The sequence below is a fragment of the Luminiphilus sp. nBUS_16 genome (assembly GCF_051201645.1).
In the GTDB taxonomy this organism is placed as follows: domain Bacteria; phylum Pseudomonadota; class Gammaproteobacteria; order Pseudomonadales; family Halieaceae; genus Luminiphilus.
Window position 1 is genome coordinate 1,210,578 of the sequence record NZ_CP179205.1, and the last position, 24,524, is coordinate 1,235,101.

20 protein-coding genes and 1 tRNA gene are annotated in these 24,524 nt (G+C 53.3%); 9 read left to right on the plus strand and 12 right to left on the minus strand.

Annotated elements, in window-relative coordinates; genetic code table 11:
- Window positions 1-21 precede the first annotated feature (21 nt).
- Complete coding sequence (gene glsA, locus ACMAY6_RS05370; protein WP_435215097.1) at window positions 22-1,029, plus strand: glutaminase A; 1,008 nt, start codon at window positions 22-24, stop codon at window positions 1,027-1,029.
- 187 nt (window positions 1,030-1,216) lie between these two features.
- Here the strand turns inward: glsA and gltS are convergent, their stop codons facing one another.
- Both gltS and ACMAY6_RS05380 read right to left on the minus strand, forming a co-directional pair.
- On the minus strand, window positions 1,217-2,440 hold the full coding sequence (gltS, locus tag ACMAY6_RS05375) for a sodium/glutamate symporter (RefSeq protein WP_435215098.1): 1,224 nt from the start codon (window positions 2,438-2,440) through the stop codon (window positions 1,217-1,219).
- A gap of 341 nt (window positions 2,441-2,781) precedes the next feature.
- Window positions 2,782-3,876 (minus strand): DUF1214 domain-containing protein, encoded by a 1,095-nt coding sequence (locus ACMAY6_RS05380; protein ID WP_435215100.1) that lies wholly within the window; start codon window positions 3,874-3,876, stop codon window positions 2,782-2,784.
- Between the two features lie 341 nt (window positions 3,877-4,217).
- On the opposite strand from ACMAY6_RS05380, the gene ACMAY6_RS05385 reads away from it, so the two are divergent.
- From ACMAY6_RS05385 to ACMAY6_RS05395, 3 genes are all read left to right on the plus strand, one after another.
- Window positions 4,218-4,976 (plus strand): SDR family NAD(P)-dependent oxidoreductase, encoded by a 759-nt coding sequence (locus ACMAY6_RS05385; protein ID WP_435215101.1) that lies wholly within the window; start codon window positions 4,218-4,220, stop codon window positions 4,974-4,976.
- A gap of 1 nt (window position 4,977) precedes the next feature.
- Window positions 4,978-6,135 (plus strand): acyl-CoA dehydrogenase family protein, encoded by a 1,158-nt coding sequence (locus ACMAY6_RS05390; RefSeq protein WP_435215103.1) that lies wholly within the window; start codon window positions 4,978-4,980, stop codon window positions 6,133-6,135.
- Between the two features lie 108 nt (window positions 6,136-6,243).
- Window positions 6,244-7,443: a saccharopine dehydrogenase family protein gene (locus tag ACMAY6_RS05395; protein WP_435215105.1), complete on the plus strand. Its 1,200-nt coding sequence runs from the start codon at window positions 6,244-6,246 to the stop codon at window positions 7,441-7,443.
- A 61-nt stretch (window positions 7,444-7,504) separates the two neighbouring features.
- On the opposite strand, the gene ACMAY6_RS05400 is transcribed toward ACMAY6_RS05395, so the two are convergent.
- Window positions 7,505-8,911, minus strand: a complete 1,407-nt coding sequence (locus ACMAY6_RS05400) for an aspartate aminotransferase family protein (RefSeq protein WP_435215106.1) — start codon at window positions 8,909-8,911, stop codon at window positions 7,505-7,507.
- Window positions 8,912-9,460: 549 nt separating this feature from the next.
- On the opposite strand from ACMAY6_RS05400, the gene ACMAY6_RS05405 reads away from it, so the two are divergent.
- Complete coding sequence (locus tag ACMAY6_RS05405) at window positions 9,461-10,948, plus strand: flavin-containing monooxygenase (RefSeq protein WP_435215108.1); 1,488 nt, start codon at window positions 9,461-9,463, stop codon at window positions 10,946-10,948.
- 139 nt (window positions 10,949-11,087) lie between these two features.
- Here ACMAY6_RS05405 and ACMAY6_RS05410 read toward each other — a convergent pair whose 3' ends face one another.
- The 4 genes from ACMAY6_RS05410 to ACMAY6_RS05425 all read right to left on the minus strand — a co-directional run bounded on the left by ACMAY6_RS05410 (window position 11,088) and on the right by ACMAY6_RS05425 (window position 14,404).
- Entirely contained in the window at window positions 11,088-11,624 is a 537-nt protein-coding gene (locus tag ACMAY6_RS05410) for a hypothetical protein (protein WP_435215110.1), read from the minus strand.
- 107 nt (window positions 11,625-11,731) lie between these two features.
- Window positions 11,732-12,739 (minus strand): MDR family NADP-dependent oxidoreductase, encoded by a 1,008-nt coding sequence (locus tag ACMAY6_RS05415; protein WP_435215112.1) that lies wholly within the window; start codon window positions 12,737-12,739, stop codon window positions 11,732-11,734.
- Between the two features lie 357 nt (window positions 12,740-13,096).
- Window positions 13,097-13,996: a phytanoyl-CoA dioxygenase family protein gene (locus ACMAY6_RS05420; protein ID WP_435215114.1), complete on the minus strand. Its 900-nt coding sequence runs from the start codon at window positions 13,994-13,996 to the stop codon at window positions 13,097-13,099.
- Window positions 13,997-14,011: 15 nt separating this feature from the next.
- Entirely contained in the window at window positions 14,012-14,404 is a 393-nt protein-coding gene (locus tag ACMAY6_RS05425; RefSeq protein WP_435215116.1) for a RidA family protein, read from the minus strand.
- A 282-nt stretch (window positions 14,405-14,686) separates the two neighbouring features.
- On the opposite strand from ACMAY6_RS05425, the gene ACMAY6_RS05430 reads away from it, so the two are divergent.
- Window positions 14,687-16,162 (plus strand): sulfatase-like hydrolase/transferase, encoded by a 1,476-nt coding sequence (locus tag ACMAY6_RS05430; RefSeq protein ID WP_435215118.1) that lies wholly within the window; start codon window positions 14,687-14,689, stop codon window positions 16,160-16,162.
- A 776-nt stretch (window positions 16,163-16,938) separates the two neighbouring features.
- Here the strand turns inward: ACMAY6_RS05430 and ACMAY6_RS05435 are convergent.
- Both ACMAY6_RS05435 and ACMAY6_RS05440 read right to left on the minus strand, forming a co-directional pair.
- Window positions 16,939-17,015 (minus strand) — tRNA-Arg (locus tag ACMAY6_RS05435).
- A 173-nt stretch (window positions 17,016-17,188) separates the two neighbouring features.
- On the minus strand, window positions 17,189-17,404 hold the full coding sequence (locus ACMAY6_RS05440) for a hypothetical protein (RefSeq protein WP_435215119.1): 216 nt from the start codon (window positions 17,402-17,404) through the stop codon (window positions 17,189-17,191).
- 448 nt (window positions 17,405-17,852) lie between these two features.
- Here ACMAY6_RS05440 and ACMAY6_RS05445 point away from each other — a divergent pair, with 448 nt between their 5' ends.
- The 3 genes from ACMAY6_RS05445 (at window position 17,853) to ACMAY6_RS05455 (ending at window position 20,654) form a co-directional block, all read left to right on the plus strand.
- A complete protein-coding gene (locus ACMAY6_RS05445; RefSeq protein ID WP_435215121.1) occupies window positions 17,853-18,470 on the plus strand; it encodes a hypothetical protein in 618 nt (205 codons plus the stop codon).
- 224 nt (window positions 18,471-18,694) lie between these two features.
- Window positions 18,695-19,696 (plus strand): Ldh family oxidoreductase, encoded by a 1,002-nt coding sequence (locus tag ACMAY6_RS05450; protein ID WP_435215122.1) that lies wholly within the window; start codon window positions 18,695-18,697, stop codon window positions 19,694-19,696.
- A gap of 34 nt (window positions 19,697-19,730) precedes the next feature.
- Complete coding sequence (locus ACMAY6_RS05455) at window positions 19,731-20,654, plus strand: alpha/beta hydrolase (RefSeq protein ID WP_435215124.1); 924 nt, start codon at window positions 19,731-19,733, stop codon at window positions 20,652-20,654.
- Window positions 20,655-20,759: 105 nt separating this feature from the next.
- On the opposite strand, the gene ACMAY6_RS05460 is transcribed toward ACMAY6_RS05455, so the two are convergent.
- Genes ACMAY6_RS05460 through ACMAY6_RS05470 form a run of 3 tightly spaced genes read right to left on the minus strand, consistent with a single transcriptional unit; the run spans window position 20,760 to window position 24,522 of the window.
- Window positions 20,760-21,332 carry a sarcosine oxidase subunit gamma family protein gene (locus ACMAY6_RS05460; RefSeq protein WP_435215126.1) on the minus strand — a complete coding sequence of 191 codons (573 nt, stop codon included), beginning with the start codon at window positions 21,330-21,332 and terminating at the stop codon, window positions 20,760-20,762.
- Window positions 21,329-24,229, minus strand: coding sequence for a glycine cleavage T C-terminal barrel domain-containing protein (locus tag ACMAY6_RS05465; protein WP_435215128.1), 2,901 nt, complete (start codon window positions 24,227-24,229; stop codon window positions 21,329-21,331). Before ACMAY6_RS05465 ends, ACMAY6_RS05460 begins: the two co-directional genes overlap by 4 nt.
- Complete coding sequence (locus tag ACMAY6_RS05470; RefSeq protein WP_435215130.1) at window positions 24,226-24,522, minus strand: sarcosine oxidase subunit delta; 297 nt, start codon at window positions 24,520-24,522, stop codon at window positions 24,226-24,228. Before ACMAY6_RS05470 ends, ACMAY6_RS05465 begins: the two co-directional genes overlap by 4 nt.
- Window positions 24,523-24,524 lie beyond the last annotated feature (2 nt).

Consider the following 24,524-nt stretch of genomic DNA (forward strand, 5'->3'; position numbering starts at 1 on the left):
TCACTAAAAGGAGTGTCAACGATGACAATGCGATTAGTAGCATCCTGTGTGGCTTTGGTGCTGGTGTGTAGCCAGGCCTTCGCTAAACAGCAGCCAACAGACTTTCAGGCCGTGGTTGATCGTGCCCACGCCCAGTTTAAAGATGTTAAAGATGGAGCGAATGCTGACTACATTCCAATTCTTGCAACGGTTCCCAGCGATATGTTCGGTGTAGTCATTGTGACTCGAGACGGGCAGGTCTTTTCTGCGGGTGAGATGGATTACGAGTTTTCGATCCAGTCGGTATCAAAACCGTTTACGGCGTCACTCGTGATGAATCAACAAGGTCCTGCTGCCGTGCGTGAGAAAATTGGTGTTGAGCCCACTGGCTTGCCGTTCAATTCAAAGATGGCGCTTGAATTATATGCAGCCCGTTCGGTAAACCCGTTGGTAAATGCGGGTGCTATTGCTGCTGTCAGCCTTGTAGAAGCAGATTCTGAAGAAGATCGTTGGAACCAAATTCACGCTAATTTGAATGCTTATGCAGGCCGAGAGCTGCCAGTCTTGGAGGAGGTTTATACCTCTGAGTACGAAGAGTCTTGGAGTAATCGTGGCATTGCTAATCTGCTCTACAACTACGGGCGACTTTACAGTGACCCTGAAGAAACATTGCGGGTCTATACCCGGCAGTGCTCTACCGGCATCAATACCCTTGATCTGGGCATGATGGGTGCAACTTTGGCTAATCAAGGCGTTAACCCGGTGTCAGGTAAGCGAGTGCTTGATGCGGCTCATATCCCAGAGTTACTCGCCATTATGGCGACGGCGGGTTTTTACGACGAGTCGGGTGAATGGATGTACAGCGCTGGCCTGCCAGCTAAAACTGGCGTTGGCGGTGGCATTGTTGCCGTAGTGCCGGGCAAGTTTGCAATCGCTACATTTTCTCCCCCCCTCAATGAGGCGGGTAACAGTGTCAGAGGCATGCAGGCGATTCGTTACATTGCTGGAGAATTGGGCGTCGGTCTCTTTGGTGCAAACAAGGGGGAATAGTTTCTCCCAACTTTTGGGGGTTGGCCGTCGATTTGCCCTGCAAAGCAAGTCATCCACAGCGTTGAAAGTGGCGGGCTGTTGTAAATTTTAAAGGGGAGCTGTGATGCTCCCTTTTTCTTTGGTGTTAGCAACAGGTTTTAGATGCCAGAACCAAATAGAGCCCTAAACAGGCGGTAGCGAGAACAGGCTAGAGCCAGCCGAACATAAGCTGAATTAAAACGACGTTGGTGACATCAATAAAAAACGCACCGACTAGCGGCACAACGATAAACGCTTGATGGCACGGGCCATAGCGCTGGGTAACGGCCGACATATTCGCCATGGCGGTGGGCGTTGCTCCCATCGAAAATCCCCCAAACCCTGAGGCAATGACGGCGGCTTCGTAACTCTTTCCCATGATGGGAAAGACGACAAAAATCATGAAGAGTGCTGCAACGATCACCTGCGCCCCCAAAATTGAAAAGAGTGCGCCAGCGAGATCAATGACTTCCCACAGCTGCATGCTCATCAGCGACATGGCTAAAAAGGTTCCCAAGGAGATATCTGCAATGAGTGCCATGGCTGGCGTACGAGTGGGCCACTGGGTGCCTGTAATGCGAGGTAGTGCCTGGGGGCGCAGGTTGGTCATGATGATGCCGGCAAACAGGCAACTGACGAAGACCGGCAGGTGTGCACCCAACTGGTTGAGCCCTTCATTGAGGAAGTAACCAATGATGATGCAAATGTGGAGGGCTAAAACGGCATCGAGTAACTCCATATAATTTAGGCTAACAGGGTCCGCCTCGTCATCGATGCCCACATCGAGGTTGTCATCGCTTCCCGCAACCAACTGGTGTCGCGTGACCAAGAATTTGGCCACGGGGCCTCCGATCAAGCTTGCCAGAACTAGCCCAAATGTAGCGCAGGCCACCCCAATTTCCATGGCGTTGGTGATGCCATAGTTTTCGGCAAATCGCGGTGCCCAGGCAATGGCGGTTCCGTGTCCACCGATGAGTGAAACGGTGCCTCCGAGTAAGCCCACTGCAGGTTCAAGTCCGAGCAGGGTCGCGATACCTATGCCGGTCAAATTTTGGATGATCATATAAATAACAGTTACGAGCAGCAGTAACGCGAGGGGCTTTCCGCCTGCGGCAAGGTCTTTAAAGCTTGCGTTGATGCCTATCGTGGTAAAGAAGTAAACCAGAAGTGCATCGCGAGCGCCGAGTTCAAATTCGACACTGATGTCGGCGAAGGAGTGGATTGCGAAAAGAACGACGGCGATAAACAGGCCACCAGTGACGGGCTCTGGAATGCTATAGCGGCCAAAAACGGGCACTAGCCGATTGATACGCTTGCCCAAAAACAAGACCACAATACCTATCGTGACGGCTAAAAAGGTATCGACCTGCCAAACGGAATGTGCAGCTTGCATGGGGTTCCTATAGGGCGGCTTCGCCCGCGTTGTTGAAGTTACTTTCTGGGATCAACCAGCGCAGGTCAAGATAATGCGACTGAGAGCGGCAAGATGTCGTGAATGGATATTCGGTTTACGAGCACGAGTTCAAGGCACTCATTGTCGGTTTTAATGATTGAGTATGTGAAGAGGTTTTGACGTCAACAGCGATCAGTGCGACCTGAGATAGAGTACAGGGGTTGCTTGGATTGATCTGGCAGGCAGTTTGAATCAAGGTAAAATGAGGATGTAAATGGCGCTATCTTCAGTAGCGAAGAGAGCGCCATGGTGCCGTTTATCTGATCAACATCAGGTAGGGACTACTCCGAAATCTTTTTAACATAGGGTACGAGACGATAGCCCTCATCCCTAACCCGCTCGGAGGGGCGATAGTGCCTTGCGGTCAAATTAAACACCCCAGAAGTATTCATTGTAGGAATGTTATTCATCGCGTCCGAGCCGCAGCCAAAACTCACCGTAAAGGTTCCATCTTCATTAGGTGTCGCGGTATCAGAGCTCACACTCGCGAGGTCGTCGAACATAAAACCCGCCTCATCATAAACAGTGAATGACCAAAAGGCGCCGTTTCTAGGGTCTTCAAACGTCGCTTGATAGCAACCTTCCGCGGGGTACTGTGGTGAAAGCTCGTAAAGATTATCGATAGATTGAGCTCCCCCCCACCCTAGGGCCGCTCCCATCAGATGTTTGTAAACGGTGTAGCTACTGCGGGATGCGTCGGTAGGCGCGGTGAACATGCCAAATATAGCGTTGCCCCCTTCCTCGGCTAGCATTTGAGGGGCTTTTGCGCGTATGGAACCTTCCGTGGCCATGAAGGATGCTTCATTCACGGGCTCGGCTGAAAAAGTTTCAGCATTGCCCGCAGAAATAGACATGCCATCCTGAATACGGTTGGCGTCTGCCTGAGAAAGCGTGCTGTCCAGTCGTACTAATAAATAAATATGTGAGCCTTTGTGGGTGGCGAGTTGAAAAGTGCCGCTGCCATAAGACATCGGTTGTATTCGGTGATCCTCGGTTACGGGTTGCACCGAGGCATAGGTTCCTTCGGGCATTGGCGGGATGGTAATGCTGGCACCTGCTGACACGTCAACAACAGCAAAGCTGTAGTAGCTGTCGCGGTTCATGCGCACCACGGGTTGGTCATTGGTCTGTGTGAGCTGACGTTCGTGGTTGAGAACATTGACGGGTGCGCGAGACTGGGCAATCAGCAGCTGTCTGGACGTCTCTACTGTGGGGTAATCCTCGGGAGCGACCTCCTGACCATTGGGGTCAAAGAACGCATCAATAGTGGTGACGGGTGCACTCAGTGCTTCGAGGCTGATGAGCGATGTTGCGATGGTTGTGGCTAACAACATTGTGCAGAGGCTAGGACGTACCTCGTTGCTGGTAGAGCTCATGCTGGCTTTCCTTCAAAAATTGACGAGGCAGAATTAAACACACTCATCGAAAGTTAATCCAGCGCTTCTTGCTGGATGTGTGATTACACGCAAAGCGCGCTTTCTAGGCTTGGCACTGGCGGTTATTTATTCAGTGCTGACTGAAAACGTTCGTCTCCTTATGCTGAAGCCTTTAAAAAGCATGTTGCTTTGAGTTTGAAAAATTTTAAGTGGGCCTAATCGGTTTTAATTTTGGCATTTGAATTTTTTCATTTCGATGAGGAATCTCTCAGGGTGCCAACAAACAAGTGGCTTGCTTATCAGACCGCCTATCTGGCACCTTGTGGCAAAGAGGAAGGCCTATGCAGTTAGAAAATAAAGTGTCGATCGTGACCGGTGCAGCCCGTGGTTTGGGGCGAGCCTATGCCGAAGCACTGGCGGCGGCGGGTTCAGCCGTACTGGCTTGTGACGTCAATGACTGCGACGAAACAGTCGAGGCTATCGTACGGGGGGGTGGTAAAGCTGTGTCAGCAACCGTGGATATCACCGATATGGCGAGCTGCACGGCAATGGCAGACATGGCCCAGCAGTCTTTTGGTCAGATAGACGTATTGGTAAATAATGCAGCGCTTTACGGCGGGCTCAAAGGCGCACGGTTTGAATTGCTGGAAGAAGCTCAGTGGGATGCGGTGATGAACGTCAATGTTAAAGGCGTCTGGAACGCCTGTCGTGCGATCGTACAGCCCATGCGTGACTCAGGTGGTGGCTCAATTATCAACATTGCTTCGCTAGCAGCGGTCTATGGGTTGCCCTACGGCTTGGATTACGTGGCTTCTAAAGCGGCAGTGATCGGCATGACCCGGGGTATGGCAAGAGAGCTAGGGCGTGACCGTATTCGAGTCAATGCCGTGGCGCCGTCGGCGGTGATGACGGAGGGTACAGAGGAATTTTTTGGCGAGAAGCTGGAAAAGGCCAAAAAAGTCATCGCTTCCGGTCAGGTGATACCGCGTAACCTTGAAACCAGCGACGTCACCGGTACCGTGCTGTACCTCGCTTCTGACGCGAGCGCTTTTGTTACCGGCCAGACCCATATGGTCGATGGCGGTTCATGGTTTTTATAGCATGAGTGATGAGTCGCAATATGATGATATCCGGGCAGGTGTAAAACGCCTCTGTGATCAATTTCCCGGGGCTTACTGGCGTGACAAAGACGAACAGCGCAGTTATCCGGTCGAGTTTGTAGAAGCGTTGACGGCAGCAGGGTATCTGTCAGTCATGATTCCAGAAGTTTATGGTGGGGCAGGGTTACCCCTGGGTGCTGCTTGCGCAATTCTCGAAGAAATTCATCGCAGTGGTTGTAACGGTGGCGCCTGTCATGCGCAAATGTACACCATGGGCACACTGCTACGTCATGGCAGTGAGGCGCAAAAGCAGCGCTATCTTCCTGAGGTCGCTAGTGGCGCCCTGCGTTTACAAGCCTTTGGGGTAACCGAGCCCAATAGTGGTACCGACACAACGCGGATTCGTACTCACGCGGTACAAGACGGTGATGACTATGTCGTTAATGGTCAGAAGATTTGGATTTCACGAGCTGAACACTCTGACCTTCTAGTACTGTTAGTGCGAACAACACCGAGGGAAGACTGTGCAAAGCGTTCCGACGGTATGTCTGTTTTATTGGTTGATATGCGCACAGCGGTCGGGCGTGGTCTAACGATCAAACCCATCAAAACTATGATGAATCACGGGGCGACCGAACTTTTCTTTGATGATTTGCGAGTGCCAATGGCTAATCGAATCGGGGAAGAGGGAAAGGGTTTTCGTTACATACTCGACGGTATGAATGCTGAGCGCATTTTGATAGCAGCGGAATGCATTGGTGATGCGAAATACTTTATTGAAGCGGCGGCAAAATATGCGTCAGAGCGCGAGGTCTTTGGCGCGCCCATCGCAAAAAACCAAGGAGTGCAATTTCCCATCGCAAGGGCGCACATTCAGGCAGAAGCCGCTGCCGGTATGGTATCGCGGGCGGTTAGTTTATTTGAGGCCGGTGAGTCCTGCGGCTCCGAGGCGAATATGGCCAAACTTTTAGCCTCGGAAGCGTCGTGGGCTGCGGGAGATACCTGTATCCAAACCTTTGGAGGAGCGGGGTTTGCCACCGACTACGACATTGAGCGTAAGTTCCGCGAAACACGGCTTTATCAGGTGGCGCCCATCTCGACCAATCTTATCCTGTCACACGTTGCGACTCATGATCTCGGGATGCCTAAGTCGTTTTAATAGCGGATATCCGGCAGTGAGCACGCTCAAGACGTCCAGATCGCTATCGATCACGTAGGCACTGGGCAAGCCACTTTTACCGACCACACGACTAGCAAGGGTTTTCTAATGACCGATCGACAATACGACGTTGTGCTCTTTGGAGCTTCAGGTTTTACAGGTGAATTAGTTGCCGAGTATCTCGCAGCGAACGTCTCCGATATACGCTGGGCAATTGCGGGGAGAAGCGCGAGTAAATTAGAGGCAGTACGAGAAAGAATTGGTCAGCCCGATTTGCCCATTTTGGTGGCAGATAGCGATGATGCCGCCGCGCTAACCGCTATGGCAGATCAAGCCCGAGTGGTCATCTCTACCGTGGGCCCCTATGCGCGATATGGAACCACGCTGCTTGAGGTTTGTGCCCGCCAGGGCACCCACTACTGCGATCTCACCGGAGAGGCGCAGTGGATGGCCGAGGTTTATGAGCGTGTCGATCCCATCGCAAAAAACAGCGGTGCCCGACTGGTTCACTGTTGTGGCTTTGATTCGCTGCCCTCGGATCTTTCGGTGTATTTCCTGCAACAAGCGTTTAAGGCACAGTTCGGTGAATACGCGCAGTCGATCACAGGGCGTATGGGACGTTATTCGGGTGCGGTGAGTGGCGGCACGGTCGCCAGCATGATGTTGGTGAGCGAGCAAATTATGAAGGATGAAGCCCTTCGTAAGCGACTGATGAACCCCTATGCCTTGTATCCCGAGGCCATGGAACCTGGCCTTGACCAGCCTGATCAGATGGGCGTCGCTTGGGATGGAAACTTCGAGTCTTGGACCGGGCCATTTATCATGGCAGCGATCAACACCAAGGTTGTGCGTCGTTCTAACGCTCTGGCGGGCCTGCCTTACGGTAGTGACTTCCGGTACGAGGAGTCGCAACTTTGTAAGAGCCGATTGTCAGCATTGACCTCATCGATTGCTATTGGTGCCGTCATGGGCGGGGCGCTGTTTAGGCCGACTAGGGCGCTGCTCAAGCGATTTTTACCTGACCCCGGTGAGGGCCCGAATGCCGAGGCCCGGGAAAATGGCTTCTTTGAATTTTGGGCGCACGGTGTATCCGGAGCGGACAATCAGAATAACTTGCGCGTAAAAGTGACGGGCAAACGCGACCCCGGCTATGGAGCCACGTCACGCATGCTCGCTCAAGCTGGTTTATGTCTGGCGCAGGATGACCTCAGTGTAGGGGGTGGTATCTGGACGCCGGCGACGGCGTTTCCTGAGCAGCTGATCACCAGGTTGGCACAGGTCGACGTAAACTTTGAGGTCGTTGATTAACTGTCGTCCTAAACAGCCCTAGGGATAGGCAAGCGGGGAGCTCAGGGGATGCTGGCGGTATTTAAAAGCCGGAGACTCCTGAGGGATAGGCCGCCCCATCGCCCTCGATAACACAGCCCTTGGCAACGCGTTCTATTGCCTCTTCCATGATTGCGAGGCCCTCACGCAAGGTCGCTTCTGCCATGTTGAGCGCTGGGTACAGTCGTATCGTATCTTCGTGATCTGAGATTGCCCAGACACCGCGCTCTAGCATCTCCCCCCTTACTGCCCTTGCGGCCCACCAGTCTTCGGCATCGGGGTGCATTTTTTGGGTGGCATTGAAGCTAACGCCCATTAGCAAGCCGCTACAGCGAATTTGTCTAACAATGGCGTACTGTTCCCATTCCGACATAATCTCGTCAGCCACGTCGCCCAGTTTTTTGGCATGGGCAACGATGCCATCGCGCTCATAGATTTCAAGGGTTTTTATGGCGGCGGCACAGCCGGCCGGGGACCCTGCAAAAGTTGAGCCCGAATTAAAATGGGAGTTGTCTCCTAAAATATCATCTCTGGCTGAAATGCCTGCCAGCGGCGCGATGCCCCCCGACAAGTTTTTTCCGTAGACCAGAATATCCGGGACAACATCGTAGTGTTCGATCGCCCACATTTTCCCGGTGCGGCCCACTCCCGTCAGCACTTCATCGCTAATTAGCAGCCAATCGTTGCGATCACAAATGCGGCGCAACCCTTGAATAAAGTCTATTGCAGGAATCCAATTGCCGCCCTCGGCAAGTCCTGGTTCGATGAGCACGGCAGCAATATTATCAGCGCTGACTACGGTCTCGGGAATCTGCTTTTCCAGGTACCATAAACAGAAATCAACGTATTGCTGAGGGGTCATGTCGGCGGGGATATGATCGCTGAAAGGGTAGGGTGCGCGAATAACGCCACCTCCCCAACCTTCCAGATAGGCGGCCGACTCGCCGCTTAACCCGCTCAGTACTTTTCCGGCCAGGGAATTGCCATGGTAGGAGGCGCCAAAAGTCACAACGTAGCGACGCTGAGTATGGGTCAGGGCTAGGTGCACTGCCGCTTCAGCAGCCTCAGTGCCCGACACTTCATAGTTGGTTCTGGGTAGCGCTTTGTTAGGCATGATGTCGGCCAAACGTTCGGCGAGTTCGTAGCGCAGCGGATGGTCAAAATGAAAGCCGTAGCGCCGGTTAGCGTCCTCAACGACATCCAAAATTTCTGGGTGACAGTTGCCCAGCGGGTTAGTGGCCCAGCCGTTTTGAAAGTCGATATAGCGCCGGCCGTCTAAATCCCAAACATAATCTCCAGCCGCTTTGTCGATCACAATCTGGCGAACGGGTCTAAAGCCTCTGGAGCCTGCTTTTTTCTCGTCTTGATCAAATCGAAGCCCGTTTTTGAAAAGTGGGATTCCTCGACGCAGTGCGGCTTTTGTTTTTGGCCCTGGAAAAGACTGGCTCATTGTGCGGATCCTGCATTGTCTGACTAGCAGTTTATGTTGCAGCAAAAAGATTGTTATATCTAGGCAGCGAAGCGTGTCATGAGATGTGCTCCCACATGCTTGATATTTGGTGACAGCGATAATTGCTCTAGGGCACAGCGCCTGAGGCTACGGCAAATTACCAGCGGGGGCTGCCGTTGAGTTGTTACGCGAGGGGTTTAGAAGTGAAGCGGTTGAAGTAGGTCGGTTTGACGCCGAAGGGCGGGTAGAAATAAAGAGGGTGGTGTACCGATACATTCTCGTGAAGCTCGGCACGCAAACACAAAGAGTAACAGCGCATGATTATCCTCGGTCTCGGGTAGGCATTTTTTCAATGGCAGCAGGTTTTAGTGTTGCAGTGGAACATCGCCGCCATTTCTAAGGTCTATAATGAATTTTTTTTGCTGCCGGCTCAGTCGCCAGTCGGCTGAAAAAATTACTGAGTGCAGTAGCGAAACGCTAGAAATAGGTTTTTATCCCCAACAGCCACAGTGGCGCCGACAAAAATTTTAAGTTTGAGGAAACCAAGATATGACAGATCAGATAAATGGCAAAGTTGCATCTGACCTTTCAGTGGCAATAGTGGGCGGTGGTTTTGGGGGCGTTGGCGCGGCCATTCGCCTGTTGCAGGCCGGTGTAACGGACCTTACCGTCTTCGAGCGGAGTGGAGGCGTTGGTGGTGTTTGGCATGCCAACACGTATCCCGGCGCGGCCTGCGATGTGCCGTCGCACTTATATTCTTTTTCTTTCGCTCCTGGCACCGAATGGTCGCGGCGCTATGCACCACAAGCCGATATCGAACAGTACCTCAATACGCTGGTTGACGACTTTGGGGTACGCCCGCATTTACGCTGTAACACGGGTGTTGAGAGCGCTGAGTTTGACGCCGAGGTTGGGTCTTGGCAGGTGAGGACAAGCGACGGTGAGCGTCGAAACTTTGATCTTGTCGTTGCGGCTTGTGGGCAGCTTTCAAATCCGGCGATTCCCAAGCTTGAGGGCATTGACACGTTTGAGGGGCCCACCTTTCATTCGGCAAATTGGGATCATGATTGTGACCTGACGGGCAAGCGTGTCGCGGTTGTAGGCACCGGTGCCAGTGCTATTCAGTTTGTTCCCGAAATCGCGAAACAGGCGGGGCAGCTCGACATCTATCAGCGCTCGGCTCCATGGATCATGCATAAGTTTGATCGCGAGTATCCGGAGTGGGAAAAGCGCCTATTTCGGAAGGTCCCTGCGCGTGTCGGATTGAGTCGTCGCTTTTTCTTCTCAGTGTTTGAAATTCTCACCTACGGTTTCACGAATCGTCATTGGGTCTTGAAGCCTATGGCTAAATTGTCGAATGCCTATCGCCGCAAAGAGCTGGGCGAATATCCTAAATTGTTGGCAAAGGCGACCCCTGACTACCAAATTGGTTGTAAGCGAGCATTGTTTACAAATGATTGGTACCCAACGCTTAAGCGCGACAATGTTGAATTGGTACATGGGAAAGCACCTCGTGTTACCGCGACTGGACTCGTTGACGCTGAAGGCGTTGAGCGGCCTGCGGACGTTATTATTTGGGGCACCGGTTTCCAACCTTTAGATTTTGTCGCGCCTATGGAAATCCGAGGGCTTGAAGGTCGTGAGCTCAGCGAGGTTTGGGATGGGCGCCCTGAGGCTTATCTGGGTACCACCGTTGCAGGGTTCCCCAATTTTTTTATGATGTATGGCCCCAACACTAACCATGGCTCTGGCTCAGTGCCTTACTCAAACGAGTGCCAATACAACTACATTCTCGACGCGGTTGAGCGCTTGTGTGCAGGTGGCTACCGTTATCTAGATCTGGAAGCCGAAGCGCTTAAGCGGTGGCGTAATGAGATGGAAGAGCGCAGTGCTGAAACCGTTTGGACCCAGGGGGGGTGCAACAGTTGGTATGTTACCGAAAGCGGGGTCAACACCAATAACTGGCCAGGTCCCTGGCTTGAATACAAGCGACGCACTCAGCAGATTGACGTCAGTGACTACCGTTTTGTAAAGTGATTAGGAGTGCTGGGCGCTTCAGAAACTGGGTGCTGTTCGGCGCTAACTTGGCACAAAAATAGGGAACTCAAGCCAGCAACTTTCTGTCCCAAGGTACTTTCGCAGCGACCTTGTGATGACGTGACACTGGCTTAGTGCGTTAATCAGGGGGTGATTGTTGCTCCCAGTCCTCTTCGAATTGAGAGAAGTCGGGCGTTTGCTGTTTGCTATCACTCTCTGCATCTTCAAAGCGTGCGTTGCAAGCATCGATTTCTGGCTTTGCCGAGGCGTAGTTGACGATCAGTTCCTTGGTTATGCTGATCTCCTCAGTCAGGCTCAAGGTGTCTCGCTCTAGGAGCCGGTTAGTTGTCGCCTGCATGCCGGTATCTAATGGCACGGCACATCGATGGAAGGGGAGTACTTTTCCGACTAAAGCCTGCTTTCCCTCCTGATACATAAACGCTTCTTTTGTGTCGGTGAAGTAAACCATATCGACGGTGTCATCGCCGTCTATGTCTTGAACACACATGCTAAACAGCAAATAAGTGTCGCAGACAGTCACGCCTTTGACTTGCTGCGTGCCTATATCTGGTGTGATCGCACAGGCTTGCAGCATGAGCAGCAACGCGAGGGTTGTCAGCTGTTTCAGCGGATTCAATTTACAGAGGCGTTGTTGGTAAATCAGTTGATCTTTCATGTCAGGGACAAATCATGTTTGTTCACTATTTGGGCCTGCCGTTGCCTGAGTGTAAAAGGCAGCCCACCCAGGTAATGCAGCAGCTGTTTATAGCGCTAAGCATCGTCTTAAAGTTCTACAACGGTTTTGCCGAAATTACGCCCAGCAAAAAGATCAGCGTAAGCTTGTCCTATTTGATCGATACCCTTGAGACGATATTCGGGTGATGCCAAGGCGCCGCTGCGTAAACCCTCAGACAAGGCCTCGCGTGCCTCTTCATAGCGGTCATGGCGAAAGTGGGTCATGAAGCCTTCCGCACGAATTTCTTTGGTAACGATTTCAAAGAGGTTGTTAGGGCCATGGGCTGGAACGCCGTAGCCTGATACGGCGCCGCATAAGGCCATGCGTCCACGATGGTTCATATTTGCAATAGCGGCCTCTAGCGTCGCACCGCCGACGTTATCAAAAAAGGCATCAACACCCTCAGGGCAAACTTTGCTGATGGCCTCACTCAGGCTGTCGGCACCGGTGCGAACCACCGCCGCGTCGTAGCCCAACACGTCGCAGATCCATTGGCCTTTTTCTTCAGAGCCAACTAGCCCCACCACGCGAGCTCCTGTCTTTTTTGCCAGCTGTCCGGCGATAGAGCCTACCGCACCACCGGCGCCACTGATCAGCACACAGTCCTTTGCTGTCGGTTTGAGTATATCGGTCATACCAAAGTATGCAGACATTCCGGTATCCCCAAGCACGCCCATATAAGCTGCGGGGTCAAACTCTAAGGTGGTTGGTAGTCTTGCAATGAAATCATTGCCGTCGCTAATACTATGGGTTTGCCAGGCAAATCGCGCCATAAGCATGTCGCCCTCGGCGTAAAGTGGGTTGAGTGACGCTATGACCTCGCCTAAAACCAGCCCAATAACGGGCGCGCCCAGCTCCATAGCGGGTAGTACGGCATCACCCGATCCTTCGTTCATCCAGTTGCGAAACCCCGCGTCCAGCGACACGAAATGATTGCGGCAGAGAAGTTCACCTTCTCGAAGCGGAGGAAGTTCAGAGACGTTAACTTGAAAGTCTTCAGCAACTGGATTTCCTTGGGGGCGTCTGGCTAACACCACAGATTTTACCTGTGTCATAAATACCTACTTTTTGTGGTCAATTTTTAAGTGAGAGGATAGCCCAGAGCTGAACGCGACGCACAAGAAAATACCTCGCTATAACCAAAGGTCAAAGCGTCATGCCAAATTTACTCGTGGGCGCATGCAGCCGCTAGATGACGGTCGTCATGTTGCCTGATTCGTAACACCAAGGGCAGGATAACTAACAGCGCGCATAAGTCTGCGATGGCAAGACTCAAGAAGAAGGTGGCAGCTCACTCATGGTGCTGAGCCTCGCAAGTAAAGGGGTTTTGGCCGAGCATTTCTGGCACCCACCATTTAGGCGGCCACCTCTGAAATAATCGACCAGCTTGGTTTTGCGGTAAACGACGGCACTCAGTCTGACGGTGTGCCAATTTCCGCCTGCAGCGCGTCTAATTCATCCGAAGTACCGAGCATGCTAGTCTCAATGTTATGCCCAAGCGCATATTGTGGGGGCACTATTTCAGGGTGTTCTCCCGGTTGACCTGGGGGGGTGAAGTAGCCCAAGGCATACTGGCCCATCGAGTAACCAATTAATTCTTGAAGCGGTTGGGAGAGATCTTTAGCGATCGCTGGAGGGCAGGTCAGATATTGATTTTCCTCCTGCCGCAACCACCCTAACGTATAGGTAATATTGATACCGATGCGATCGTGTTTGCTGCGGTTTTCGCCACCACCATGAAAAACGGACCCTGAGTACAGGAGTACAGAGCCCGCTTTCATTTCTGCCGTCGTGATTTGTTCTGGGCTAATTTGCGCATCGTCAGGCCATTGGGTGCTGCCCGGCACAACCTGAGTCGCACCGTTCTCAGAGGTGAAGTCGGTAATCGCCCAGATGGTATTGAACTGGGGTTCGACGTGCGCAAGGTGCTTGCCCCACGCCCAACGATCGCGATGGATCAGTTGTGCGGTTTCACCAGGGCTGATACGGATGATCTGTGTCAGATGCAGTTGCACCCTCTGGCAGTAGGGCTTCAAAAAAAGCTCAGATGCCGCCAGGATATCTTGGTGAGCGATCAGTTCGCGACATTTTTCTGAGCGCACCATCAGGCCACCGGTGCGCGTCGTTTTAAAACCGGCAAAATCGTCAAAGCCGAGATTGGACCCCTCCATGTAAGGGTCTGTCTCCTCTCTCAGTGCGGCGATGAATTCCGTGCTGACGACGTTATCGAGGATGATTGCGCCATCTTCTTTAATGGCGTCCACAATGGTGTGCGCGTCGGTTCCCATGGCAAAGTGCTTGATTTCGGGCATGTCGGTTACTCCTGTTTATCCAAGTACCGCGATGCATTTGATTTCGATTTTTAGCGCCGGATCCACTAACGCCCCAATTTGTACCAGGGTCTGGCTGACTTCGGGTGCCTTGCCGTAGATCATGTGTCGCTCGGTAAACAATGCCTCGACCTGAGCCATACAGTCATTGACGTCGGTTACGAACCAAGTTTCATCGACGATGTTATCCATGTCAGCCCCGAATTCTGCGAGAACAGATGCGACGCTCTGATAAGCGAGTTTCATTTGCGATAACAGGTCCTCAGGGACTGAGCCGCCGTCATCCATGCCTACCTGACCGGCTAGATATAGGGTGTTGCCCACCTGAACCCCCTGGCTGAAGAGGTCGGCATAGGGTCCGCTTCGGTAAAGTTTTTTTTGTAGGGTCATCGGGTATAGCTCCGGTGCTTGATCTTCGTATTTGAGTGGCCGGTCCGTGGTTTTTGTCGGGCAGCCCGCCGTGTTTTGATGCCTTCTTAAGCGTCTAAGGTACCACGGGTTGTCACTATTTTTGGTTCAAAAAGTGACAAAACAAACAAATGTTTGTTATTGGGCTGCAACAATCAGTAGACTCTAGGCTTTATAGAACGTGGGCAGTGAGGGGTGCACTGGGGCGCCCCGCGCCGATTTGGTTATGGTAGTGATGTCGAGCGAGTCGCTCAGGAGAGTGTGATGATGCGGATGTTATTGAAAACAGGTTTGATTGCGTTGGGGGTGGTGTGTGTCTCGGTATGGGCGCACGCCACAATAGCGGCTGAGCGTCCCAACGTTGTCCTGATGCTGGCAGATAATTTGGGCTTTGGTGATATTGGCGCCTATGGCGGTGGTGAAATATTAGGCACCCCCTCTCCGAACCTTGATTCGTTGGCCGCTGATGGATTGATGCTGACTCAGTTTTTTGTAGAGCCTGGCTGTACCCCGTCGCGGGCTGGCTTAATGACAGGTCGCTACAGTGTTCGATCTGGCCTAAATAGCATTATCGTCGCGGGTACTCCTCAGACTCTCAAAGATGAGGAATTCACCATCGCTGAACTCTTCAAAAAACAGGGTTACGCCACGGGCATGATGGGTAAGTGGCATCTTGGCCAGGAGGCGCAGAGTCTGCCGACGAATCAAGGCTTTGATTCCTATGATGTTGGCATTTTGGAGACGACTGATGGCACGCTGTACCCCGAATCCATGCGCAGATCAGGGATGTCTGAGGCGGCTATACAAAAGTCGCAACCTTATATCTGGGCTTCCAACGAGGCGGGTGAGCTCGAGCGGGTCAGGCCCTATGATCTGGCTTACCGCGATCGCATTGAGGGTGATATCGCTCGCGCGGCAAGCCAATTCATCGAAGCCAAAGCTCAAGAGGAGGCGCCTTTCTTCCTCTACGTAGGTTGGTCGAGCGTCCATTATCCGACGGGCGTGTCTGACGCGTTTCGTGGGCGATCAGCGGCGGGTCGCTACGGTGACATGTTCATCGAGCACGACCACAGTGTCGGTGTGGTGCTGGATGCAATTGATGCAGCGGGAATCTCCGACAACACTATTGTGGTTTATATCTCTGACAACGGTCCCGTCGCACACGAGGGTAATAACCACGATTTTTTGGGGAGCTCAGCGGGCCCCTTTAGGGGCGAGGTGGGGGATGTCTTAGAAGGATCCTTGCGCGTGCCGGGCATGGTGCGCTGGCCTGGCAAAATTCCTGCTCGTAAAAGTAACGAGATGGTATCAATCCATGATTTTCTGCCGACGTTTGCCGCTTTAGTGAATGACTCTTTGCCCGCGGATCGAGCCATCGATGGCCGCAATCAACTTCCCTTTTTCATGGGCGTCAGCGAAAAATCGGCGCGGGAAGATTACCTCGCTTTCATTGACGGTGAGATCGCTGCAGTACGCTGGCGGCACTGGCGGCTCTACCCTAAGCAGATTATTGCGTCCTCTGGTAATCCTTCAGCCCATGGCGTGTATGCCACTCGCGCAGAAGGAACCGGCTATCCCGCGATTTTCAATATCGCTCGGGATCCTCGTGAAGAGATGAATGTGGTCGGTACCGAGGCGTGGGTAATTGGCGCTTATATGAAAATCGTGGGGGAGTACCAGGCGAGTATTAAGGCGTACCCCAATCCGCAGGGTTTTTCTCTGACGACTTTTCCTCGCTGAGTAGCGGTTGCCATCACGATGAGGCTCTCATCTGCCGGTGAGGGCCGTTATTTCATGCCGGCCCTCCGTGTTTTTCAGCGCGCGGCTATTTTCTTTTCTGCCCTTTGGTCTTTAGGCAGCTATTACCTTGGGCGCTACCGGCTGGCTTTCGGGTAAAGCTCGGTTTCGTCTTCGGTGCCGCAGCAAAGCGACAGGCTGGGGTCGACAATAAAACGTTTCTTCAGAGATTGCCGGCCAATGAGCATGCGCAACCCCATACCGTCCCGGTTAGTGAGGGTGACCTCGGTCAGAAAGTGGGGCCTCCTAAGGCCAGCTGCATTTCCACAACCGGACGTTTTTCGGGCTCACCGTTGGAGCTGGTGACTTTGCGGTAGTCGATGCACGGGGTGCACTTTGAAGTCGAGCCAGCCCTCGCCTTTATCGCTGGGACGTATGTCTACGTCATGCAGCGCCAAGAGGCAAAAAATGCTCAGGGATCAAGAAAGGCCTGTAGCAGATTATCGATTTCTCTCGAGGCACATTAACCAGCTTTTCCAGGCATAACCCTCATCCGCGGGAATCCCAAAATTTTATACGGGTTGTTGAAATTGATTCTTTGACTACGTTTTAGATCGCCCCTAGGAGGTGGGGTAGGGGGGTAACCCTGCTATGCGAGACTGTGCAAGTCGCAACCGAACAGGCATGTGTTTTTAACCCGCCATTAACCCGTGCGACTAGTCTTCCCCACGCACAAAAAAGGACCAACGCCATAAGCTGTTGATCCTCTTTGTTTTATATGGCGCGCCTGGAAGGATTCGAACCTCCGACACCCTGATTCGTAGTCAGGTACTCTATCCAGCTGAGCTACAGGCGCTAAATTTGCGGCTCTTCGAGCGGCCCCAGATGCGTGAAAACTCAAGGGCTACCCGTCGGCCTATTCGAGCAGGCCGCCGCGGCGAGAGTATACAGCAGAGATTTGAGTTGGGCTACACACGACATGCCCGTGTTTTTAATTTTGGTGTTTCGCCAAGTTGCATGGGCTTTTCCTCAGGGCTCTACGGCAATGCAATCTGCATCGATAATCCCCCGATCGCTGCTTTCCTGTAGGCCAATGTACTGCCGAGTGTAATGTCGTTCACGAAAGCCGCCGGACTCTTCTGCCACACAGACGGGGAAGAACGGCACGGCCTCTGCAGTGACGGACGTTTTCTCGGGGGTACTGCAGCCCGCGAGGAGGAGTAACCCGGCCAGGTAGTACTTCATGGTCTAAGCATAGCTTGGCCACCCGTTATTTTCTTAGGCCTCATCCTACAGAAAGCGACTGCACTTGTAAGGGCTTATCACTTTTGTGCGGAGTCAGGGGGTAAAGGCGGCGGACGAGGAGCGCTTTTGCAACTAAAAGATTTACGGATCTGCGCAGCAGCAAATGTTAAAGGGGCAGTGAGCGATGAAGCCTTGGTGTTGATGGCGCCAATCAACCCGCTGAAATTTTGGTATAAGCGGCGCTAATCAGCTCTCAAAAGCCCACGAAAAAGACCGGTGCTCTGACAGACCTCAAGAAAAAGGCCCTCCTTGAGAATTGCGATGGGGTTGGCAAAAAGGGCCACCAAGACAACTACTTAGCGTGGTTAGGCTTGGCGATGACCACGGCTTCATGTAGTAACACAGAGAAGTAAACCCTTAAGCATAGGTTTGACAAGAGGACAGTGCGATGAAAACAAAAACAATAGCAACGCTAATCCTGACCGTTTCAGCAGTACATGCGGCCGCGGAGCATCACCAAACAACAGCGGCAGACCATCGATCTGCAGCTTGGCAAATTGAGGCCTACAGCACAGCCGCCCCTGAATTTATTGGTCGGTCTGCAACGATCATTGGCATCAGCGGAGATGTTCTGCGCGAGGGGAGTAATGGCTGGACCTGTCAGTCAGCTAACCCCAGGCCAGTCCCTGCGGCGGGGTGGAGCTCGGCCCACGAGGCGATGGCAGCTTGCCATGATGGAGAGGGCATGAAGTGGATGGCCGGTTATATGACGGGCGAAAAGCCCCAAATGACCCGGGATACCTTCATGTGGATGCTGCACGGTGATATGGGCGAGGACAACACCAAGCCCGCCGTGTTCGACGAGGCCGATGCGGCACCCGGGGAATGGATCGAGTCAGGCCCCCACCTCATGTTGATGCCCATGGATCCTGCCTCATTGGCCCACTTCCCCACCGACTTCAATACGGGTGCGCCTTACGTAATGTTTTCCGGGACCGACTACGCCCACCTGATGATTCCGGTGGCCGGTTACTATCAGTATCAACCGGAATCCGCCCCAAAATAGGTTGACTCAATTGGGGCTGGCGTCATCTGCAGCCCCGCCTCTATGGCGCAGAAATCAGCGGTAAAAGCCCGAAGGCTTTTTTGCCCGTGCAAGTGATGCGTCTATTTCTTCTCTAACCAAGAATACGACATAATGTGCCGCTGATTATGCGGCTGCGCACGTGGCAATAATTTGCCGGCTCAATGTTGTGTCCCGATCAATAAAAAATCAAAGAGGAAAGGCCCATGCCTGTCTTATCGTTGCAAGCAATAGAGACCCTTTGTCAGGAGTCACTGCTCGCAGTGGGTGCCAGTGAGGAGCAGGCCGCCATCGTGGCCGCAGAGATTGCTGAGGCCGAGGCCGAGGGCATCCGCAATGTCGGTTTGGGTTACATCCATCTGTACTTAAAACATTTAAAAGTGGGCAAGGTGAAACCCAATGCCCAGCCCTCAGTCGTTAAGACATCGGCTGCGTCCACGGTAGTCGATGCTGATTTTGGTTTTTGTCATCATGCCTACATGGTGGGTGAGCAGCGTCTTATCGAGACCGCCAGAGAGCAGGGGGTAGCCATGCTGGCTATTCATCAATCCTCTTCCGCTGGCGTGTTGGGATGGTTTGTACGGCGGTTGGCCCAGCAGGGTTTGGTTTCGCTGATGTTTGCTAACAGCTCAAAAGCGGTCGCGGCTCACGGCGGCAAAGTGCCATTTTTTGGTACCAATCCTTTTGCTTTTGGCGCCCCTCGGGGCACAGATGAACCTTTGGTTGTCGACATGGCGACGGCCTCTACCGCTCGGGTTAATTTGGTAAAAGCTGCAGCGGAAGGTCGAGAGATTGAACCGGGGCATGCCATTGACGTTGATGGCAATCCCACCACGGACCCTGCTGCAGGTTTGAAGGGTGCACAGTTGCCCATGGGTGGGCCAAAAGGCTTTGGTTTGGGTCTCATGGTAGACGTGCTGGCGGGGGTGTTGACCGGCAGCAATTGTTCTTACGAGGCTTCGATGTTTGCCAACACCGACGGCGGCCCGCCGAATGTGGGCCAAACGATTATTGCTATTGACCCCAATTTCCTTGCCGGTAATTTCACGAACCACTTGGAGACCATGTTTGCAGCACTCACTGAGGACAATGATGTTCGAATCCCCGGTGAGCGTCGTGCGCAGCTTCGGGCTAAGCATGAAGCCGACGGCGTTGAGGTGCCTCAAAGCCTGATTGACCTAATCACCGAGCTGGCACAAACCACCTGATTCAATCGTCGGTACCTGACAGGAGACACTATTGATGCAACTTGATTACAGCAGGCTTGATCCCGAGTTATTACCCATTCTCGAGAGCTTCCCCGCGTTGGATATTACCCGCGACAACATTGCTGAAATCAGGGCCTTAATGGCTGAGACGCCTAGGCCTGCACCTCCCAGCGGGTTGTTGCAAAGGGTTGAAGCGGTTGACACTTCTGAGGGGCCTGTAACTGTGCATGTCTATCGTAAAACCGACCGGGCCAATCAGCCTGCATTACTGTGGATCCATGGTGGAGGTTATGTCATGGGTGCTGCAGATGACGAGCGCTCCAAGACTATTGCCCATGAGTGTGACATCACGGTATTTTCTGTCGATTACCGTTTGGCCCCCGAGCAGCCCTTTCCTGCAGGTTTAAATGACTGTTACAACGTACTGAGCTGGCTTATGCAGGAGGCCGATAGCCTGGGCATTGACCCGAGTTGTGTCGCCATTGGCGGTGCCAGTGCCGGAGGTGGTCTTGCTGCAGGGTTGGCGCTGAAAAATCGCGAGGCCGCCAATTACCCTCTGCGTTTACAACTGCTAATTTATCCCATGCTCGATAACTTACACGCGACCGAGTCGGGGCAGTTTGAGAATCATCCGATCTGGACGCGCAAAGCATCGTTTAGTGCCTGGGAAATGTACTTAAACGGAACCCCCGGTGAAGCGGCGTCACCCATGGCGGCGCCAGCAAGAGCAAGCGATGTATCAGGGCTGCCGCCTGCGTATCTCAATGTGGGTGTAGAGGATTTGTTTCGCGACGAGGTCATCGGGTATGCCCGCCGGTTGATGGACGCAAATATACCCACAGAGTTGGCATTGTTTCCTGGCATGTATCACGCTGGTGAGGTGTTTACACCTTCGGCCGCCATCAGTCACCGATTAAACCGAAGCTTCCTTCACGCGTTGAGTGATGCCCTGCGTTAAAGGTTGCGGTGGTAAGTTTTGCGGCGCGTGCTGATCAACGGCGACTTGAGGCGAGCGCCTGGCAATGCATTACTTGGGTTTGCCTCTGCAACGGCTCAGGCCGGCTTACCGCGCGGCGTTGAATTCAGCCATGGCGTCTTGCAGTGCTTGCCAGGCGAAGTCAGCCAGACTTTGGTCAATAAATAGCGAAAATACGGGCTTACCGCGCCACAGATGGTGCGCGATGACAGTCGAGACCAGTGCCATTTGAGTTTGCGCAACGGAGCCAAGCGGAAAGGCCGTGGGCCGCAGATCGACACCACAAAGTTTCGCTAGCATATCGGCTCGGGGCTCTCCTGAAAGCACCAACCAAGCATGGCTGTTTTGATTGTACAGCGGCCAGACCCCGGGCTCCCTTCGCTCAAACGTTGACTCAGTGTCCTGGCTTGGGTTGTCGGGGTCCAAGAGCCAGAACTCCCGAGTGCTTAGGGCCATTAGCAGACGGTTGTCTGTCAGCGTTTCAATGGTGTTGGGCTGAAGCTCGTGGGGAAATGATTCTGATTTGAGCCATTCACGCGCCTGCACACCTCTCACCCCTGAACGAGTGGCAAGGCTCAAGTCATGAAGCCAAAGTGACTCATCGGGATTGCCAACTTCAGACGTTGGGCATCGTAAGGGACTAACGAGGATTGAGGTCATAGCTGCTGCCTCTCATTGCCCGGATCATAAAAGGGGAGGGTGACGATGGGTGCTTGCACGCAAACACCGTTGGCGGTCCGTATCGTAATGGTGCTGCCGGGCTCGGCATCAGCGGGGTGCACATAGGCAAGCCCTATTACCTTAGTCAGGGTGGGGGAGTACTCGCAGGAGGTTACTGTCCCGACAATATCACCTTCACGTAACACCAAATGGCCTTCTTCAGGCTGTGGCGCTGAGGAGGATAGAGTAAAGCCCACCAGCTGACGCTTTAAGGGTTGTGACATTAGGATATCAACCGAGCGTCGGCCTACAAAAAAAGGCTTCTTCCTATTAATAGCCCATGCCAATCCCACTTCCCCGGGATGACTCATGCCATCGGTGTCCTGTCCAATAATGATGTGGCCCTTTTCCAACCGAAGTAAGCGCTGAGTTTCGACGCCAAACGGCTTTATATTGAAGGGTTCACCCGCGACCATCAGCTTGTCCCAGAGGGTTTGCGCCATCAGACTCGGTACGTGAAGCTCAAAGCCGAGCTCGCCCACAAAGCCAACTCGCATAAGCCTAGCGGGAATTCCCGCAACCGTACCCTCGCGGCAGGCGAGATAGGGGAAGGCCTCGGAAGATAGTTCAATATTGCAGCCGGCCTGTTCCAATACGTCGCGGGAGAAGGGCCCAGCCACGTTGACCGCAGAGAAGGCAGAGGTCACCTGTGCGATGTCTAGGTCCAGCCGCCACTGTGCATTCCAGCGCAACATTTCACTGTAGACCCGGTCAACACCCGTGGTAGTTGCGGTGACATAAAAATGATCTTCCGCCAAGCGCGCGGCGACGCCGTCATCAATGATCACGCCTTGTTCATTGGCGAGTGCGGCGTAGCGTGTTTTTCCTACGGGCTGTTTTAGGAATCCATAAGTATAAATGCGATTCATGAATTCGGCGGCATCGGGGCCACGTAGTTCAATGCCTCCCAGCGTACTGACGTCGATCATACCCACGCCGTTTCGTACCGCGTGGGCTTCGGCGGCAATATTGGCGGTTCGATGACCGAGATCCCCGTAAAAGGCGGGGCGGCGCCAGCTGCCCGCGGGAATCATATGGGCCCCCAGCGCTCGGTGACGCTGGTCCATCGGAGTTTTTCTGATGGGATGAAAACGTCGACCTGCAAGAACCCCTAGTGATTCGGGTTTCACCGGAGGGCGCGCTGTGGTCACACCGGTCTCAGTGACGGTGCGCTCGGTGGCATCTGCGATCAGTCGGGCAGTGGTCAGTGCCGAGTGACGCCCTTGAGAGGGCCCCATACCTACAGTGGAATAGCGTTTAACCAACTGAATGTCACGGTAGCCTAGCCTTGCGCTGTTGACGATGTCCTTAATCTGCAAGTCTTCGTCAAAGTCGACAAATTCTCTTCCCTTGGAATGTTTGAAAATGGGCCAGGGGTGATTGACGTGACGTTCACAGTGAACCGTTTCATCGTTATCGGCTTCCAAGGCCAAGGCGCGCAGGGCACCGCGACCGGCATTGCGGCCATCGGCACAGACAGCCTGTAAATCATGAGTGCTGTTAACACTACCGGCGAGGAGCATTCCCTCTGGCAATTCTGTGAGGGTAAATTCACTCTTGTCATCGTGATACGCCAGTTTAGCGCCGCCATGACAAGCCAGTTGATAGGCGGGCATAAACCCCGCAGACATGGCGAGCAGACGACACTCTAGATGAGTGGCGGTTGCGCCTACCTTGCCTTTACCTGCGATAGGATGAACTGTGACGGCTCCCAGCTGCGCCCCTGACTTATCGCTATGGGCTTCATAAACCGTCGCGTTCTGATAGAGCGTTATGCCGCGTTTACTGAGTGCCGTAGGCAGTGCCGAGTCATCAGGCTCCGGCCGGAGATCGACAACCCCCGCGATGGATAAGCCCGCATCCGCGGCTGTAATAGCCGTTAAATATGCATCGTCATTGCCTGCCAGAATGACTGCGGGGCCCTCGGGGCAGACTCCGTGATGCATCATTAGGCGCTCAAGGCCACTGCACAGAACGATACCTGGCAAATCATTGTTTCGAAACACAACCGGTTGCTCACTACTACCGGTCGCCAACACACAGGTTGTTGCCCGTACTTTGTAGAGGCGGTCACCTTGAAAAACCGGCAGGTAGTGATCGCTAAACCAGGCATTGCAAGTTGCGCCACTCAGCACGCGGATCTTGTCGTGATTGGCAACCGCGTTAGATAAAGCCTCTAGGGTCTCGGCGCGAGTGTCATCCTCAAGAGTAAAACGATGATAGGTGAGTGCGCCACCAAGACGCTCTTGTTCGTCGATGAGTAGCACTTCAGCGCCGCCCGCGGCGGCCGTGAGGGCGGCGTTAAGTCCCGCGGGGCCTGCGCCAATAACAGCCACGTCACAAAACAAATATTGCTTGTCGGAGTAACGGGCCTCGACCTCGAGATTAGCAACCCCCAAGCCTGCCGCACTACGGATGATATTTTCCCAAAAGCGCCAAACACCTTGAGGTTTGAAGAAGGCCCGGTAGTAGAAGCCTACCGGCATAAAGCGTCCTAGGCGGTCTAGAACGGCGTAGTAATCGGTCTTTAACGAGCCCCAATAGTTTTGCCCCGACAAGACTTCTTGCTCTGTGGCTGGCAGGTCCTCAGCCAATCGGTTGGCTGCGGTGGTGGTCTGTATTAGCGTGTTAGCGTCGTGACCTGCTAGTGACAGTGGCCCTCTGGGCCGGTGGTATTTAAAGGAGCGCGAGATCAGCCAGCGACCCTGACCCAGTAGGGCAGAGGCAACGTTATCACCCTCATAGCCCTGCACGGTTTCTCCCTCAAATTCAAAAGTCACCGGGGAATCACGGTCGATTAGTTGGCCAAAGGGGTGCTCGAGTCTTGGGGGGCTCATGGTTCGTTCTCGCCAGTTGTGAAGTCGACGCGTTCGTCAAATAATTCACCGGGGTCATAGGTACGCAGAATGTTGTCGCTGGCATTATGGCGCTCGGCAATAAACCAATAGCTACTGGGGGCGTGTTGCCACCACTCCCGCACGATACCAATGGCATTGTTGTCATAGAATACGTAGCTCGCCCAGTCTTTGTCAGAGCACTGCTGAGGATCTGGCATGGATTCAACCTGCCCTCCGTAAACGAACTCGCTAATGTTTCTTGGCCCATTCAAGGGGCATTGCATTATCTTCATTT